At 54.0% G+C, this 17353-nt stretch carries 18 protein-coding genes; 9 read left to right on the forward strand and 9 right to left on the reverse strand.

What is annotated here, in order from left to right; all coding sequences use genetic code 11:
- Positions 1–10 precede the first annotated feature (10 nt).
- The 8 genes from ACX9GT_RS07490 to modE all read right to left on the reverse strand — a co-directional run bounded on the left by ACX9GT_RS07490 (position 11) and on the right by modE (position 8111).
- The gene (locus ACX9GT_RS07490; RefSeq protein ID WP_473190490.1) at positions 11–349 is read right to left on the reverse strand and encodes a PsiF family protein; all 339 of its coding nucleotides are present in this window, start codon (positions 347–349) and stop codon (positions 11–13) included.
- Positions 350–536: 187 nt separating this feature from the next.
- A complete protein-coding gene (galM, locus tag ACX9GT_RS07495; RefSeq protein WP_473190491.1) occupies positions 537–1580 on the reverse strand; it encodes a galactose-1-epimerase in 1044 nt (347 codons plus the stop codon).
- Positions 1574–2728: a galactokinase gene (gene galK, locus ACX9GT_RS07500; RefSeq protein ID WP_473191530.1), complete on the reverse strand. Its 1155-nt coding sequence runs from the start codon at positions 2726–2728 to the stop codon at positions 1574–1576. The genes galM and galK overlap by 7 nt, the downstream gene beginning before the upstream one ends.
- Positions 2725–3774 carry a galactose-1-phosphate uridylyltransferase gene (galT, locus tag ACX9GT_RS07505; RefSeq protein ID WP_473190492.1) on the reverse strand — a complete coding sequence of 350 codons (1050 nt, stop codon included), beginning with the start codon at positions 3772–3774 and terminating at the stop codon, positions 2725–2727. The genes galK and galT overlap by 4 nt, the downstream gene beginning before the upstream one ends.
- 273 nt (positions 3775–4047) lie before the next feature.
- On the reverse strand, positions 4048–4869 hold the full coding sequence (locus ACX9GT_RS07510) for a lysostaphin resistance A-like protein (RefSeq protein ID WP_473190493.1): 822 nt from the start codon (positions 4867–4869) through the stop codon (positions 4048–4050).
- 195 nt (positions 4870–5064) lie between these two features.
- Positions 5065–5637, reverse strand: coding sequence for a cysteine hydrolase family protein (locus tag ACX9GT_RS07515; RefSeq protein WP_473190494.1), 573 nt, complete (start codon positions 5635–5637; stop codon positions 5065–5067).
- A 119-nt stretch (positions 5638–5756) separates the two neighbouring features.
- Positions 5757–7229, reverse strand: coding sequence for a molybdate ABC transporter ATP-binding protein ModF (gene modF, locus ACX9GT_RS07520; protein ID WP_473191531.1), 1473 nt, complete (start codon positions 7227–7229; stop codon positions 5757–5759).
- Positions 7230–7319: 90 nt separating this feature from the next.
- The gene (gene modE, locus ACX9GT_RS07525; protein WP_473190495.1) at positions 7320–8111 is read right to left on the reverse strand and encodes a molybdenum-dependent transcriptional regulator; all 792 of its coding nucleotides are present in this window, start codon (positions 8109–8111) and stop codon (positions 7320–7322) included.
- 179 nt (positions 8112–8290) lie between these two features.
- On the opposite strand from modE, the gene ACX9GT_RS07530 reads away from it, so the two are divergent.
- From ACX9GT_RS07530 to modC, 4 genes are all read left to right on the forward strand, one after another.
- A complete protein-coding gene (locus ACX9GT_RS07530; protein ID WP_473190496.1) occupies positions 8291–8434 on the forward strand; it encodes an AcrZ family multidrug efflux pump-associated protein in 144 nt (47 codons plus the stop codon).
- Between the two features lie 139 nt (positions 8435–8573).
- Positions 8574–9347, forward strand: coding sequence for a molybdate ABC transporter substrate-binding protein (modA, locus tag ACX9GT_RS07535; protein WP_473190497.1), 774 nt, complete (start codon positions 8574–8576; stop codon positions 9345–9347).
- Positions 9344–10033 (forward strand): molybdate ABC transporter permease subunit, encoded by a 690-nt coding sequence (modB, locus tag ACX9GT_RS07540; RefSeq protein WP_473190498.1) that lies wholly within the window; start codon positions 9344–9346, stop codon positions 10031–10033. The genes modA and modB overlap by 4 nt, the downstream gene beginning before the upstream one ends.
- Positions 10034–11101 carry a molybdenum ABC transporter ATP-binding protein ModC gene (modC, locus tag ACX9GT_RS07545; protein WP_473190499.1) on the forward strand — a complete coding sequence of 356 codons (1068 nt, stop codon included), beginning with the start codon at positions 10034–10036 and terminating at the stop codon, positions 11099–11101.
- 33 nt (positions 11102–11134) lie between these two features.
- On the opposite strand, the gene ACX9GT_RS07550 is transcribed toward modC, so the two are convergent.
- Positions 11135–11959 carry a pyridoxal phosphatase gene (locus tag ACX9GT_RS07550; RefSeq protein WP_473190500.1) on the reverse strand — a complete coding sequence of 275 codons (825 nt, stop codon included), beginning with the start codon at positions 11957–11959 and terminating at the stop codon, positions 11135–11137.
- A gap of 306 nt (positions 11960–12265) precedes the next feature.
- On the opposite strand from ACX9GT_RS07550, the gene ACX9GT_RS07555 reads away from it, so the two are divergent.
- The 5 genes from ACX9GT_RS07555 to ACX9GT_RS07575 all read left to right on the forward strand — a co-directional run bounded on the left by ACX9GT_RS07555 (position 12266) and on the right by ACX9GT_RS07575 (position 17281).
- Positions 12266–12442 (forward strand): type II toxin-antitoxin system HicA family toxin, encoded by a 177-nt coding sequence (locus ACX9GT_RS07555; protein WP_473190501.1) that lies wholly within the window; start codon positions 12266–12268, stop codon positions 12440–12442.
- A 54-nt stretch (positions 12443–12496) separates the two neighbouring features.
- Positions 12497–12904 (forward strand): type II toxin-antitoxin system HicB family antitoxin, encoded by a 408-nt coding sequence (locus tag ACX9GT_RS07560; protein WP_473190502.1) that lies wholly within the window; start codon positions 12497–12499, stop codon positions 12902–12904.
- A 278-nt stretch (positions 12905–13182) separates the two neighbouring features.
- Positions 13183–14178: a 6-phosphogluconolactonase gene (gene pgl / locus ACX9GT_RS07565; RefSeq protein WP_473190503.1), complete on the forward strand. Its 996-nt coding sequence runs from the start codon at positions 13183–13185 to the stop codon at positions 14176–14178.
- Positions 14179–14523: 345 nt separating this feature from the next.
- On the forward strand, positions 14524–16851 hold the full coding sequence (locus tag ACX9GT_RS07570) for an N-acetylmuramidase family protein (protein WP_473190504.1): 2328 nt from the start codon (positions 14524–14526) through the stop codon (positions 16849–16851).
- Complete coding sequence (locus ACX9GT_RS07575; protein WP_473190505.1) at positions 16838–17281, forward strand: hypothetical protein; 444 nt, start codon at positions 16838–16840, stop codon at positions 17279–17281. The genes ACX9GT_RS07570 and ACX9GT_RS07575 overlap by 14 nt, the downstream gene beginning before the upstream one ends.
- Positions 17282–17353 lie beyond the last annotated feature (72 nt).

Below are 17353 nucleotides of genomic sequence, written 5' to 3' on the forward strand. Positions count from 1 at the left end.
GTTAATGCGATCAGGCTGATTTTTTCAGGCAGTTGCTCATAAAGGCTTTACGCTCATCGCTTTTCAGGCTCTTTTGCGAGGCTTCAGCGTTGCAGTTTTTCATTTTCTGCTGTTGTGGGGTGAGGGCTTTTTCCGTTTTGTGTCCTTCGGACTTCAGGCAACTGCTCATGAAGGTGGTACGGTCAGAACCTTTCAGCGATTGGCTGGAGGCCTGTTGATTACAATCGGTCATGCGTTTCTGCTGGGCAGCCTGCGCCGGTGAAGGCGTTTTTGCTGCGGTATCGGCAGCCATCAGATTGGTGCTCAGCATTAAACCTGCCAGTAATGGAAGTGCAGTAATCAGACGCATAGGTGTTCCTTCAGCTATTAACCGGCCTGGATGGCCGAAAATTATGACTAAGCACAATAGGTTGTGCTTATCACCGCTGTCTGATTCTAGTCCTGGCTTTGGAATAAGGAAAGATCACTACCGACGGGATGGAAGGGGAATTCGATATCGATACCGCCCCTTGCCGCGTGGCGAGGGGCGTGGCGGGTCAAATAGGATTAAACTGATAATGCGTGGCGCTCTGATAACGCTGGCCGGGTTGCAGCCAACAGCTCGGCTGTGGCCATTCTGGATGATTCGGGCTGTCGGGCAAGAACTCACTTTCCAAGGCCACACCGGCATAGCTGGCGTAAGTGCCGCCATCACGCGCTGGCGTGCCAGCCAGATAATTGCCGCTGTACAGTTGCAGCGCTGGCGCACTGGTAAATACGGTTAACTCGACTTTGCCGTCGGCCGACCACAGATGCGCCGCTGGGTTTTCCAGCGCGCTACAGGTGCGGTGCAGCAAGTAGGCATGGTCATAGCCTTTGACCCGCTGCTGATCGCGATCGCGCAAAAAATCCTGCAATAGCGTTTTCGGCTGGCGAAAATCCATTCCGGTGCCTGCAACCTCGGTCAAACCGGCACTGGGGATGCCTTCGCTGTCTACCGGCAGATAGCGGTCAGCGAACAGTTGCAAGCGCTGCTGGCGCGCATCGTGGCCCGCGCCATCCAGATTGAAGTAGGCATGATTGGTCAAGTTGACCGGGCAGGCGCGGTCAACCTGAGCCTGATAGCCAATCTCCAACCGGTTATCGGCGGTCAGCCGATAGGTCAGCGTAACGTCCAGATTGCCAGGGAAGCCCTGATCGCCATCTGCGGAATGCAACTGATACACCACCTGTTGCTCATTTTGCGCCACGATCTGCCAGCGGCGGGCGTGGAAACCTTCTGGCCCGCTGTGTAACTGGTGTTCTCCCTGATTAGCCACCAACGGATGCGGTTTGCCGTCGATCGGCAAGCTGGCATAAGCGATGCGGTTGGCATAGCGGCCAACGGTTGCCCCCAGATAGGCACTTTGATGCAGATAATCCGCCGGTGTTTTGCAGCCGAGCAGCAACTCACGGTTTTCACCCGATTTGAGCGGCAGCACGGCGGAAAGCCAGGTTGCGCCCCAGTCCATCAGCGTAACCGTCATACCCCCGGCATTACGCAGGGTAGTGAGAGTAAACGGCTGGCCGTCGGGGGCGTTTGAGAGTGAATCGGTCAGCATGGGCCCGCTCCTTGCGATGCTTTACAAACGTAGAAGGTTTCTTGCAGGCCATTGGTTTGCAGCGGATATTCCCGAGCTACCGCTGCGCGTACCGGCTCCACCAAATCCAGCGGCATCAGCGCCACGATACAGCCGCCGAAACCGCCGCCGGTCATTCGTACGCCACCGCGATCGCCAATGGCTTTTTTAACGATCTCAACCAACTTATCGATTGGCGGAACGGTAATTTCGAAGTCATCACGCATGGAGGCGTGTGATTCAGCCATCAGTTTCCCCATCAGTTTGAGATCGCCTGCGGCCAGCGCATCGGCAGCGGCCAGTGTGCGTTCATTCTCGCTGATCACATGGCGCGCCCGCTTGGCTACGATAGGATCCAGTTCGTGCTGGATTGGGAAGAATAGCTCCGGGCTGACATCACGCAGCGCTTTAACGCCAAAGAAGCGCGCCGCTTCTTCACACTGCTTGCGACGGGTATTGTATTCGCTGTCGACCAATCCCCGTTTCACATTGGAGTTGATGATCACCACCGCCACGTTTTTCGGCATCGGCACCGCACGCGTTTCCAGCGAACGGCAATCGATCAGCAACGCATGATCCTGTTTACCCAGGGCGGATATCAACTGATCCATAATGCCGCAGTTACAGCCGACAAACTGGTTCTCGGCTTCCTGGCCGTTCAACGCCAGAGCCACACCGTCGAGCGGCAACTGATACAGCGCTTGTATTGCCTGGCCGACCGCCACTTCTAGCGAGGCTGAAGAACTGAGCCCGGCCCCTTGCGGCACATTACCGCTGATCGCCAGATCGGCACCGCCAAAACGGGCATTGCGCAGTTGCAGATGTTTGATCACCCCACGCACGTAGTCGGCCCAGCGCAGCTCTGGGTGGCTGACGATAGGGGCATCCAGCGAGAACAGATCCTGTTGATTGTCGTAGTCGGCGGCCAGCACGCGGATCTGGCGATCGCTGCGCGGGGCACAGCTAATTACCGTTTGGTAATCGATGGCACAGGGCAGCACAAAACCGTCGTTGTAATCGGTGTGCTCGCCAATCAGGTTTACCCGGCCCGGAGCCTGAATGGTGAGGGTAGGTGCATAGCCAAAGTGTTGGGCAAAGAGGGTTTGGGTAGTATTTTTGAGGCTCATTATTTCACTCCGGCTTCACAGTAATGAATGTCACTGACGGCGCGCAGGCGTTCTGCGGCCTGTTCTGCGGTGAGATCGCGCTGGGTTTCCGCCAGCATTTCGTAGCCCACCATAAATTTGCGTACCGAAGCGGAGCGCAGCAGCGGCGGGTAGAAATGGGCATGCAGTTGCCAATGGCGGTTATCGGCAGCGTTAAACGGTGCACCGTGCCAGCCCATCGAATACGGGAAGGAGCATTGGAACAGATTGTCGTAGCGGCTGGTGAGTTTCTTCAGGGCGATCGCCAGATCGCCACTTTGCGCTGGCGTGAGATCGGTGAGGCGTTGCACCGCCGCTTTCGGCAACAGCAGGGTTTCGAACGGCCACGCCGCCCAGTAAGGCACCACCGCCAGCCAGTGCTCAGTTTCCACCACGGTTCGGCTGCCATCGGCCAGTTCACGCCGTGCATAGTCCACCAACAAAGGGGAGTGGTGCTGTTGGAAATAGTCCTGTTGCAGGCGATCTTCGCGTTCGGCCTCGTTGGGCAGGAAGCTGTTGGCCCATACCTGGCCGTGCGGATGGGGGTTCGAACACCCCATCGCCGCCCCTTTGTTTTCAAACACCTGTACCCAGGGATAAATGCGACCCAGATCGGCGGTTTGCGCCTGCCAGGTGGCGATCACCTGTTCCAGCGCCGGTAATGAGAGCTGCGGCAGCGTTTTACTGTGATCGGGCGAGAAACAGATCACTCGGCTGATGCCGCGTGCGCTTTGGCAGCGCATCAGCGGATCGGGGTTCTCTGGTGCTAGCGGTGTATCGGGCATCAGCGCGGCAAAATCATTGGTGAAAACGTAGGTGCCTGGGTAATCAGGGTTTTTATCGCCGGTAACGCGCTGATTACCGGGGCACAGAAAACAGTCGGGATCGTGTGCAGGTAAGGTTTCCTGCGCGGGTGCTTCTTGCTGGCCCTGCCATGGGCGCTTGGCCCGGTGCGGAGACACCAGCACCCACTGACCCGTAAGCGGGTTGAAACGGCGATGTGGGTGATCGATAGGGTTAAAATCGGGCATAACGCTTCCTTCATCTACCTGTGCGGTGTTATGTAATCGCTTTCACTGTTTACGTGGCCGATTGTGACTCAACGCATTGCGGAAATAATGGGGGAAAAGATAGCATGCCCGCGAAGATAAAAAGGTGATCCATCGCCAATAATGGAATCGTTTACATTGGCCGGGTTTCTCAATAACAAACGGACTAGCAGCAGATTGAAGCCAAAGAAAAGAGAGTGTGTGGTAACGCTTTCATTCTATTGTTCGGCAGGGAAAACCTGCCGAACAGCAAGGCTATGGATGCTGATACAAAGGATAGGTGAAGAACAGCAGATGGGTCAGATTGAGGCCAAAGTGGAAAGTAATCGGCACCCACAGGCGGCCGCTCCACATCCAGGCTAGGCCATAAATCACCCCGGCCAGCGTAGCGAATGCCACCATTAGCATCCCACCGGCAAAGTGCGCGGCACCAAACAGCAGGGCAGTGATAATTAGCGCTGGATAAGCGCCGATCCACTGGCGTATGCGTTGCTGCAAATAGCCACGGAATAGCGCTTCTTCGGCCAGAGAAACAAAAAACAGATTGGCCATCATGAATGCCAGGATCCACGGCGGCATATGCAGCTCAATCTTCAGGCCGCCGAGCGCGACGGCCAGCAGCAACAGTGCTGGAACCGCCAACGCCAGAATTACCCAGGCGCTGACACCGACCTGTTTGTCGGCCTTGCCAGCATTAAACAGCGTCGGCAGGCAGGCAAACAGCAGGAAGGGCACTAACGCTTTGTCGAAGTTGTAATACAGGGAATAGGGCGCACTCAGTGGCCCGACTTTTTCCTGTACGACCATCAACGGGTTGTTGAAGCCCGGTATCAGGTGAGAAAACAGCGCCAGAGAACAGGCAACCAGAAAGATTTCCAGAATGAGTGCGACAGCGCGCTGCTCGCGGTATTGGTGATGCAGCCAGACCGCAAGGGCGATCGGTGCCAGACAAGCCAGGCTGAGTGGCGTGAGAATGTGATGGTAGATCCCCATCCCCACAGCGGCGGCCAAAACGGCCCAGGCAAGCAGCCGATTAAACGGTAAAAAAAACAATGAAGCCGAAAGTACGCCCCACATAGTTGCTATCCCTTTATCTAGAAACACCACACCCAATGCCGAAGGTTCGGCGTGTTAGTGACTTGTGAAATGAGTGCTAACCGGGATAGTAGCACAGGGAAATTAATGTAATGGCTAGGACAGCGATGAAAACTGCTATTAAATCGAGGCGTTACCCCCTCTTGCTCGTCAATGGTAGCAGGAGCAAACCGGCATTCAGCCCTGCATCCAGGCTTGCGAACGTATGACTCTGCCGAGGTTTTGCAACGTCTCCAGGCTTTGCTGGTGAATATCTTCCGTTGGTGCCGTGCAGAGATCTTGTAATACCGTGACCTGGAAACCATTATCGTGTGCTTGCCGCGCGGTGCTTTCGATCGCCAGTGACGTACTGATGCCGCCCAGCAACAAATGATGGCAGCGGTGTTGCTGTAACCACGCTAACAAATTGTTACCGGCAAAGGCCGAAGTTGCTTTTTTTTCGAACTGCAAATCCTCTGGTTTTACCTCCAGCCCTTTCAGCCAGTGGCAACCCCCGTTGCTTAAACGCAGCGCGCCGATGTGTTTCAGGTGGTTGAACAACGGTGAATGGGGCGGAATATCGTGATAGTCATCGGCAAAACCGACCCGTACCCAGATGACCGGAATTTTGCGCACCCGCGCGTAAGCGGCAGCCGCATTGGTGTGGGCGATAATATCCTGCGTTACCAACTGTTCACGGCAGTGATTGGCCCGCCCTTTCGGGCCGGCCAAGTCTTCAATCAGGTCAATAATAATCAGTGCGGCGGACATATCCTCTCCAGAAAATCACTCTGCATACCTTTATGATAAAAGGCTAAGTGTGATGTGCTGCGGGGAAGTGTTGCCGAATATGTCACCGGATGAGGGGCTAGCCCTCATCCGTAGGAAGTTTATGCCAGCGTATCGTACTGATAGCGATAACCGTCACCTTCAGCAACAAACGTCAGGCGGTGGGTGATGCATTGCGGCGCATCTTCGGCGTGGTGCGAAACAAACAGCAGTTGGGTAGCACCTTGCTGAATCAGGACATCGATAAAGCGCCGCACCAGTTGGCGGTTCAGCGGATCCAGCCCCTGCAAGGGCTCATCAAGGATCAGCAGCGCCGGGTGTTTAACCAGCGCGCGGGCGATCAGCGCCAGCCGCTGTTGACCCCAGGAAAGGCTATGGAATGGCGCATCACCTTGCACCCCGCCAAGCCCGAGCAGACTCAGCCATTGGGTGGTCAGCTTTTGCTGGCGATCGGAAACCGCCTGATAGATACCGATCGAATCGAAAAAGCCTGACAGGATTACGTTACGCACGCTGGAACTGATGCGGTAATCCAGATGCAGGCTGCTGCTGACGTAACCGATATGGCGCTTGATGTCCCAGATGGTTTCACCGCTGCCGCGTCGGCGGCCGAACAGCGTCAGATCGTTGCTGTAGCCCTGTGGATGATCGCCGGTAATCAGGCTTAGCAGCGTGGATTTACCCGCACCGTTCGGGCCGACGATCTGCCAGTGCTCGCCGGGATTCACCTGCCAACTGAGCTGGTTGAGGATCGGGCGATCGTTATAACTCACCACGCCATCGCGCAGCACGATCAACGGTTGCTCGGCTGGCAGCGTGGTTTTCTGCGTCGGATCCTCGGTTTCTGGCAGCGTCAGGCCGCTGAGATTCTCGCTGTGTGCCAACTGAGCGACCAGCGCGTCGGCCATCACTTGCTCACGCGGCCCCTGGCTGGTAAGGGTACAGTCTGCCAAAACGCCGACCTGCTGAATAAAATCCGGGATCTCATCAAAACGGTTGAGCACCAGCACTAGCGTATAGCCTTGCTGTGCAAGTGTTCCCAACAGCGTAGCGAGTTGAGCCCGTGAGTTGACGTCCAGGCCATCGAAGGGTTCATCGAGGATCAACAAGTCCGGCTGCGGCATCAGGGCTTGGCACAGCAGCGTTTTACGCGTTTCGCCAGTGGACAGATACTTGAAACGGCGTGAAAGCAGGGGAATAATGCCAAACTGTGCAGCCAATTGCTGGCAACGTGCCGGATCCTGCACTTCTTCCTGAATGATTTCTGCGGTGGTACGGCCGGTATCGTCTTCGTCGGGGCTGAGCAGGTCGGTATTGTTGCGTTGCCACTCATCGCTGACCAGCTTTTGCAATTGCTCGAACGAAATCCGTATCACGCGGTGAAAATCGCTGTGACGTTCGCCTTGCAGTAATATCAATTCATCCGCCAACGCGCGCGCCAGAGCCGATTTACCGCTGCCATTGGCACCGACAAACGCCCAACTGTCGCCGGATTTAATCTCCAGTTGATCGAGCTGCAACGTGCGAGTATCGCTTAAACGAAATGAACCTTGCGAAATGTGCAACAACGACATCATTTATTCCCTGTTCTGCAATTATTTGCTTTAGAAATAGGCGCACAGGGAAAAGATGTCAATCGACAATACTGCAACATCATGTTGCGCTTAACACAACGTGGCAACAATCACCCGATCGGCATTGAATAAGGCGTGTACCGCCGAGCCAGCGCTCAGCTTTAGCTGTGCCAATTCTTGATTGCCGATGGTAGCGCACAGGGTTTCGCCTCCTTTCAGCGTTACCAGCACCTCGCTGTGTTCGCTGCCTGGCTGAATGCTGGCCACCGTGCCTTCCAGCGCATTGTCGGCCAGCCCGTTCAGCGCCGGATCGGTGTTGAGTTTGACCCAAGGGGCTTTAATCAGCGCCAGCACCTCTTTCCCAGGGGCCAGGAGCAGCCGATCGGCACTTTGCTGGGTGACGGCGGCGGTCAAGCGGGTGTGGCCATCGGCCAGCAGCAGGCTGATATGTTGCTGCACCTGCTGGTGATCGCGTTCAATCACGGTGCCGAAGAACTGATTGCGGGCGCTGGTCTGCAATGAGAAACGGGCGATCGCCGCCAGCAGGCTGTCGAGCGGCAGGTTGTCCTGTTGCAGCACGTCAAAGGCTTTTTGCTGGATCTGGCCCAGCAGATCGTAAAGCTGGATCAGCCGCTGGCCGTAGTGCGTTACCTGCGCACCGCCTCCGCCTTTACCGCCGGTCGCGCGTTCTACCACCGTCTGTTCCGCCAACTGATTCATTTCGTTGATGGCATCCCAGGCGCTTTTATAGCTGATGCCCGCCAGCTTGGCCCCTTGGCTGATCGAACCGGTATGCTCAACCTGTTTAAGCAGCGCAATGCGGCGCGGATCGGCGAACAGTTTCTGCTGGAGTTTTAAGGTGAGGAGGATCTCGGCCTGCATGATAGGTTCCATCGGCGGCTAAAAGGTTATTGTCGCCGATTTGGCCGAAAGCACCAAATGAGCACGTTTCGCAGGTGCTAAATTTCTCTCAGTCTTTAAAATAACGGGGTTTTTGCATGCTTTTTGGTTTACAGTGAAACCTGCGCAGCCGTTTAAATAAGCAGTACAGTGAGGCTACTATGTTGGAATTATTGAAAAGTCTGTTGTTTGCCGTGGTCATGGTGCCCGTCGTGATGGCCGTTATCCTTGGCCTGATCTATGCTCTGGCAGAAGTGTTTAACGTCTTCTCCAAAATCGGCCATTCAAAAGAAAAACGCAGCTAATCCCCATCTCTGACGCCCGCTGGGTCTTTCGGCGGGTGTTTCTCAAGCTACCTCTCGCTTTGCCGATAAACCACATGACAAGGTTCCGTATTGCGTTATATTATTTTTTATATAACGAGGGTCATTCCTGGAGAAAATAATGAAACAACAATGGTCCAAGTGGATTGGCGGTATGGCATTGGCTGCTGGTTTGGTGGCACAGGCAACGGCGGCAGAAAAAATCACCGTTTTTGCTGCTGCTTCGCTGACGAACGCGTTGCAGGAGATCGCCACCCAATATCAGCAAGGCAAAGATGTACAGGTGGTCTCCTCTTTTGCTTCTTCATCCACCTTGGCACGCCAAATTGAACAGGGGGCTCCGGCGGATCTGTTTATCTCTGCCGATCAGCAGTGGATGGATTACGTGATTGATAAACAGCAGATGGTGAAAGATACCCGCTATACCCTGTTGGGTAACGAACTGGTGCTGATCGCCGCCAAATCGGCCAAACAGAGCAAAATCGCTATCAGCAAAACCACCGATTGGGCCAAGTTACTCAACGGTGGCCGTTTGGCGGTGGGCGATCCGGATCACGTCCCGGCCGGGCTTTACGCCAAGGAAGCCTTGCAGAACCTGGGGGCTTGGGCCGTGCTGGAGCCAAAACTGGCGCGTGCCAACAACGTGCGTAGCGCCATGGCGCTGGTGGAACGTGAAGAAGCGCCATTAGGGATTGTTTATGGTTCCGATGCCGTTGCCAGTGATAAAGTGAAAGTGGTTGGCCTATTCCCGGCAAGCAGCCATAAGCCGGTTGAATACCCGATGGCGATAGTCAAGGATCGCCAAAACCCAAGCGTCAGCGCTTTCTACACCTATCTGCAAGGCCCGGAAGCGGCTGTTATTTTCCAACGTTATGGATTCACCCCGCGTAAATGATCTTGAGCGAGTATGAGTGGCAAGCCGTTGAGCTGAGCCTGAAAGTCTCCAGTCTGGCGGTGATTTGCAGTTTGCCGCTGGGCATTCTGATGGCCTGGATCCTGGTGCGTTGCCATTTCCCCGGTAAATCCTTGCTGGATAGCATCATTCATCTGCCGCTGGTCCTGCCGCCGGTGGTGGTGGGTTATCTGTTACTGATCGCCATGGGCCGACGCGGTTTTATCGGCGAACGGCTATATGACTGGTTTGGTTTCAGCTTCAGTTTTAGCTGGCGCGGTGCGGCGCTGGCTTCGGCGGTGGTGGCTTTCCCGCTGATGGTGCGTGCTATCCGGTTGGCGCTGGAGGCGGTGGATACGCGCCTGGAACAGGCCGCCCGCACGTTGGGCGCGAATCCGTGGCGGGTGTTTTTCACCATCACGTTGCCGCTTTCGCTGCCCGGTATTATCGTTGGCGTGGTGTTGGCGTTCGCCCGTTCTTTGGGCGAGTTTGGCGCAACCATCACCTTTGTTTCCAATATTCCCGGTGAAACCCGCACTATCCCATTGGCGATGTATACCCTGATAGAAACGCCCGGCGCAGAGGCTGCCGCTGCGCGCCTGTGCGTGATTGCTATCGTGCTCGCCTTGGCTGCCCTGATGGTTTCCGAATGGCTGGCCCGCTGGGGCCGCAAGCGTATGGGGCTATAGATGTTAGAACTGGATTTCTCCCAGCGGCTTGGCGATCTCAACCTCAATGTGCAGGCTAACCTGCCCGCGCAAGGCATTACCGCGATCTTCGGCCTTTCCGGTGCGGGTAAAACCTCCCTGATCAATGCCATCGGCGGCCTGACGCGTCTGCAACAGGGGCGCATTGTGCTCAACGGCCGCACGCTGGTGGATACCGCCAGCGCTATCTTTCTGCCACCGGAAAAGCGCCGCGTTGGCTACGTTTTTCAGGATGCGCGCCTGTTCCCGCACTATCGCGTGCGCGGTAATCTGCAATACGGCATGGCGGCCAGTATGCGCAGCCAATTCGACAGCATTGTTGAACTGCTGGGGATTGCGCCATTGCTTAACCGCCTGTCATTAACCCTTTCTGGTGGCGAAAAACAGCGGGTGGCAATCGGCCGGGCTTTGCTCACCGCGCCGGAGCTGCTGCTGATGGATGAACCCTTGGCCTCACTCGATCTGCCGCGCAAGCGTGAACTGTTGCCCTATCTGGAGCGGTTGGCACAGGACGTCAATATCCCGATCCTCTACGTCAGCCACAGTATGGATGAGATCCTGCGGCTGGCGGAGCAGGTGATGGTGCTAGATAATGGCCAGGTGCGTGCATTTGGCGGGCTGGAACAGGTATGGGCCAGCAGCGCACTGCGCCCTTGGTTACAGCGTGAAGATCAGAGCAGCGTATTGCGCGTCTGCGTGCTTGAACATCATCAACATTACGCCATGACCGCGCTGGCGCTGGGCGATCAACGGCTGTGGGTCAGCGGTATTGATGCGCCTGTCGGCACTCAACTACGCATCCGCATTAACGCCGCCGATGTTTCGCTGGTGCTGCAACCGCCGCTCAACAGCAGCATCCGTAATATTCTGCCCGCAAGGGTGGTGGAGTGTCTGGATGTTGATGGGCAGGTGGAAGTGAAGTTAGCGGTAGGGGAAAACGTTCTGTGGGCACGAATTACGCCCTGGGCGCGTGACGAATTGCTGATCGGGCCAGGGCAGTGGCTGTATGCGCAGATCAAGAGCGTTTCGATCAGCCGCGAAGGGCGTTGAATCTTGCCTCTTCTGCCAGAAGAGGCAAGCAGCTTACAGCCCAAGCACCCGCGTGCGGATCACCTCAGCAATACCGGGTTGCAGGTGATCGGCGATCGTCAGATCGGCGCGTTCTTTAACCGCATCAGCGGCGTTGCCCATCGCGACGCCCAACCCAGCGGCTTCCAGCATGCTCAAATCGTTGTAGTTATCGCCAAATGCCACTACCTGATCCATACCTAAACCCTGTGATTCTACCCACTGTTTTAGGCGATTGCCTTTGCTGTTACCACCTTTGGCGATATCCACCTGATCGTGCCATGACCATTCGCAGGCCAAGCCCAGCTCTTTTTCCACGGTGTCGGCAAAGCGATGCAATGCCGGGATATCGTTGTGCGAGGTAGCGAACTTCCAGATCGCCTGCGCCTCGTCGGCAGCTTGAACCAGACTGTTGACCTGCAACAGCGTTGGGCGCTGATCCTGCGGCAAGGTTTCCGCCCACGCCAGCGAACGCGTCACATGGCCGCTGGTTTCCTGATACAGCATGGCATCATCCACATACATCAGGCCGTGGATGTTGCTCTGTTTCAGCATTTGCAACACCAGCTTGGCCTGATCCTTGGCCAGCGGATCGGCGGCCAGCACCTTTTTCTGCTGAAAATCGTACAGATAGGTGCCGTTGCAGCAGATGGCAGGGGTATCGATTTGCAGTGCCTGATAAAACGGATGGATGGCAACGTGGTGTCGGCCGGTAACGATCACCACCTGGATCCCGGCGGCGCGGGCTTCCGCCAGGGCTGCCAGCGACTGTGGCAAGATGCGTTTCTGGTTGTCCAGCAGGGTGCCGTCTAAATCAAGGGCAATAACACGGTAGCTCATAGCGATCTCATGGTTGTTGGCAAGGAAACTAACCGAGATAATATGATTTATAGTGTAATAAAATCAAAGAATTATTTATGACAGACCAAGACCTGAATATGCCTCAGACGCGCAGTCGCCTGCATCGTGAGACGTGGCTTCGCAACATGCTGAATGATCTTGAGCCTGTTTACTTCGCCTTTATAGTGCATTGAAAGGAAGATTTGTGTATCAGCCATAAATAAACAAAAATGTTTAATCTTTCTCTTGTGCGTATAAACAAAAATGCTTACTCTGGTTTCAAGCGAAATAAACAGGAGGAGGACGGTGAAGCAGAGTGAGTTTCGGCGGTGGCTGGAGGCTCAAGGGGTGGAGTTCAGGAACGGTACTAACCACCTAAAACTTTACTTCAAGGGTAAGCAATCGACGATGCCGAGACATCCGGGGAAGGAAATATCGGAACCGCTTCGGAGAGCAATACTGAAGCAGCTAGGCATCCAATAATTAAACTGGCCCTTCGGGGCTGGTTGTTACTCACGAAGGTTCACCGGAAAAAATATGCGATATCCCGTAAAATTCGAAGAAGACGTAACAGGTTGGGCGGTAAGCTTTCCAGATATCCCAGAAGCACATACGGGCGGAGCGACCAGAGAAGAGGCGCTATCTGAGGCGTTAGACGCTCTGGTCACTGCGTTTGATTTCTACTTTGAGGATCGCCGCCCCGTTCCAATGCCGAGCACTGATGGTGATGATTTTGTCCAAGTACCCGCCAGCGTGGCGGCTAAAGTGCTGTTGCTTAACGAGATGCTGGCTACCGGAACGACAAACTCGGAATTGGCCCGCCGTTTGGGGACGCGACCGCAGGATGTGCAGCGGATCGTTAACCTCGGGCATGTGACGAAAATCGACACGATAGAGACAGCGCTCAGAGTGCTGGGCAAGCGGTTAGAAATAACCGTTATCTAATAATCCTAACCGGAACTGGATTTTTCAGGCTCACTTCGGTGAGCCTTTACCATTTTTATCAGAAAGGAAGGCGCAACATCATAGGTTTGGTGAGTGGCGATCGCGTAATTCGCTGCTCGAAGAGCAGGTTAGTTAGAGCAGCAAGCAGCCATAAAAATAAGCGATAGTGGCATCTTGAGCTGTACTACTGAGAAGGGTTGTTATGTGACGGATGTCAGGTAAGCTAGAGCAAACCGCAAAACTGAAACCGGTTACTCTTTCTCACTTAAGGAGCGCAAATGAAGCAAATCGTTTATGTTGCCAGCCCGGAAAGCCAGCAGATCCACGTTTGGCAGTTAGACGACCAAGGGGCGCTGGCGTTGTTGCAAACGGTTGATGCACCGGGGCAGGTGCAACCGATGGCGATCCACCCGGACAGAACTCATCTGTACGTCGGTGTTCGTCCGGCATTTGGCATTGTCAGCTATCGCATTGAGGCAGACGGTTCGTTGCAGGAAGCGGGTATGGCCCCTTTGCCGGGCAGCCCGACCCATATCTCGACCGATTTGCAGGGCCGTTATCTGTTCTCCGCCTCTTACAGCGGCAACTGCGCCAGCGTTAGCCCGATTGGCCGTGACGGCGTCGTCACTGCCCCGATCCAGCAGATTGATGGCCTGACTGCGCCGCATTCGGCGAATATCGATCCCACCAACCAGTTGCTGCTGGTGCCGTGCTTGAAAGAAGATCGTATCCGCCTGTTCAACCTGAGCCAGCAAGGTAAATTAGCGCCACACGCTCAGGAGGCGGTAGCGACCGCCGCCGGTGCAGGCCCGCGTCATATGGCGTTCCATCCAAACCATCAGTTTGCCTACTGCGTGAATGAGCTGGACGGCACGGTAGACGTGTTCTCCATCAGTGAAAACGGCGGCAAATACACCCTGGTGCAAACGCTGGATGCGATGCCAACTGATTTTACCGGCACCCGTTGGGCGGCTGATATCCATATCACGCCGGACGGCCGCTTCCTGTACGCGAGCGATCGCACTGCCAGCATCCTGACTATCTTTAGCGTTGCCGCAGACGGGAGCCGCATCGCGGTGGTGGGGCATCATGCAACGGAAGAGCAGCCGCGCGGGTTTAATATCGATCACAGCGGCCGCTTCGTGATTTCTGCCGGTCAGAAATCTGGTCATATTGAAGTGTGTGAAATCGATCAGGCCAGCGGTGTGCTGACTACGCTGGGGCGCTATCCGGTAGGTAAAGGCCCGATGTGGGTGAGCGTGCTGGCTAAATAATCAAACCGGTTGTGACATTTCCAGGGTTCAGCGTGCTGAACCCTGGAGGTTGGTGATAAAGAAGTCTTTTAACCTGATATGTGTGGGTTTTGTGCTCTTAGGGATAGGATAGAGCATACTCTTAGGCCTAACTGTAAACCAACATTAAAGTCGCTCAAGCCAGCTTTCGGTGTTGACGGTTTATACCGCTGTGACACCATTGAGATGTTCTCTCTAGTAACAGGTTTTGTCAGTAGCTTGAAACTCAGATGTTCTTAGTTTAGAAAGTATTAGCGTGGGTGCGTCTGGACATGTCTACATAGTTACGGATGTTAGCTAGGGACGTTTTTTACAGGAGTTGGTGGCATGAAAATGGTTCTGCCCGTTGAGGGCTATTCATCTGCTGGTGAGTTGATGTCGGCGTTGCAGGGAAGCCAGGGGGATACTTTCTGGTTGTTCAAACAGCAGGGCCACTGGCACGGTGGGATCCACCTGAATGACCGTTTCTATGCCGGTGGTGTGTACAACCCGAGCGGTCAGGGCCATAGCGGTCTGAAAGCGATGACCGATGGCCACATTGTCGCTTACCGGCTAAATGATGATTATCTGACAGCGGCGTACAAGCACAATTCCCTCCCGAAAGCCTTTCGCTTCACGTCAACGTTTGTGCTGATCAAATCGACCTGTACGCCCGATGTGGAGAAGCCGGATAACGCGCTGGATTTTTACACGCTGTGGGTGCAGTTGGCTCCGTTGTCGGTGTATGGCGTGGGGGCTAACCCGACCGCCAAGGTGGCGGCGAGTTCGCTGAAAGTACGGCAGGACAACCCAACTCCTGGGTGGGTACGCAGTGGATTGCCCCAAGGCGCGGCTATTCCGACATCGACGGAGGGGCGGCTCCCTTATGCCGTTCCGGTCGAGAGCCAGGCTGTTCTGGCGCGTGGCAGTGTGGTGGAGATCCTGGAGGAAGCGAATTTCTTCCTGAATGGCAAGGTGGCCCCGTTTGTGTTCATGCGGGTGAAGACGGTGCCGGAGGGGAGAACGTCGACCGTTGAAGCTGGCATGACGGGGTGGGTGTCCGGGCTGGCCAAATACCTGAAGCGAGAGCAGCGGTTGGTGCCGGTATGGATGGAGGCTGCGCGAAAGAAAGGGATTCTCAATGAGGTGGTGACGCTGAAGGGGGATGAGGCTATCCGGGTGAACGCCGGTGACGTTATCGGGCATATGGGGCGGCATGAATCGCCCTTTGAAGCCCCGTATCACTTTTGCCATCTGGAAGTGTTCAGTCAGGACAGCCGGTTGCCGGATTTTGTGGCCAACAAGGCGGGAGTGACGAAGGGAGAGCCGCTTGTCCGGTCACTGGCGGGGAAAACGCGGTATCTGTACAGTGAGAGTGAAAACCGGTTTGTGGTGTGTGGCGAGGAGGGTGATCCGTTAACGACCCATGAAGATCGGTTTACCCCGATGGGGAAGTCCGATAAAAAGACGGTGGAGGGCAAGGACTGGTACTACATCGCGGGTGAAAATTCCTGGCTACCTGCTGACGAGGTGACGGTCATCAATCAGTTTGACCTGGCCAAGCGGGGTTTTGTACTGCTGACGGAGGATGCGCCGCCGCAGGATGTGTTGAAGGCGAGGCAGGAGCCGTGGTTCCGGGATGTGTTTGAACGGCTGAAGGTGCAGGCGGACAGCAACACAAAAGGGATGTACTCGGCCACGGTGTCGGAAGGGTATCAACGGCTGTTGAGACAGATGGACCTGGACGGAGACAGGAAGATCTCTAACAGTGAGCTGTGGAAGCATCTGCATTGCCGGGAGAAACATATCCAGGATCAGCTGCAGCGGTTTATTGTGAAGCATCATAGCGAATGGGTTCATGATGCGAGTTCGGCGCTGTGGCAGGGGACGCTGGCCGAGATGGCGAAGCGTTATCCTGGGGATGCTGAATACAACCGGCAGCATATCAACGCGATGGTGTGGATGAAGCATATGCCAGAGCTCCGCAGTGGAGAGGCGTTGTGGCATCTGCATCCGGTGGCTTTTTTATCCTCATTACAAGATAATGGATACCCAAGAACGCCGATTGACGGAAGTTTGGTTCCGCTAGAATTTTTATCATTCTACAGCAATGATAAAATCGATAATTCTGATTATGTTAAAGCTTCTGAAATTTTAATGTGTGAGGTTGCAGCAATTAAAGCTGTTGCAAAAACTGAGACCGGTTCATCAGGAAGTTATTTTAAATTTCAGTCGGATGATGATTATGTTCCCGCTATTTTGTTTGAACGGCATCATTTTCATAAATATACAGATGGTCAGTATGACTCTCATAGTGATATATCTAACTCTGTTGCAGGTGGTTATGGGAGAGAGTCTGAGCAATATCCAAAACTAATTAGAGCTTATTTGTTAGATAAACGGGCTGCTTTAATGTCTGCTTCTTGGGGGAAATTTCAAATACTAGCATCTAATTACTCAACTGCCGGGTATGCTAGTCCTGAGGATTTTGTTTTTGCTATGAGTAAATCAGAAAAAAATCAGTTGCGGGCTTTCGTTAAATTTATTGAGGCAGATGCTGTGTTGCTAAGTGCTATCCGGTCCAAGGATTGGCTGGCCTTTGCAAGAAGGTACAATGGCCCTAGACAAGAAGGATACGATTTGAAAATGGAGAGGCATTATAATGAAAATTTATAAGTATGTTTTTTTATTGTGTTGTTTTTTTCTGTATGGAACAGCATTTGCTGAAAATGTTTATTTCTCCTGTGAAACAGGAAAAGGGAATGTGTTATTATTAGAGAGTGAAGGCGTTGTTAAATATAAAATGGAGAAGGACGGTCGTTCAGAACTTACTTTTCAAGCGAAGTTAAATATGAACCCTGGCTTTTATTATAACCATTATTCTAGATTTCAAACTGACTACTTTTATGTTTCTTTTGTGAATAAAGGATATAAGTATACTGTATTTAGCAATTATGAAGATGGTCAGTATAATAAAGGAGTTATGGTTTTAAGTTTAAAAAGTAAAAAAGAATCCACGTATCAATGTAACGTTACAAGTGTTGATCGTCTAAGTGAATTATCGTCAAAAGTTAGGTGTGATAAAGATTCTGCTTTAGGGTGTTAATGTGAATGAGGGAAAGGATCCTCTTGAGATCCTTTTGTTCTGCGCGTAATATCTTGAGAGGTATTGCTTGAC

This window comes from Serratia sp. YWN4, assembly GCF_055790845.1.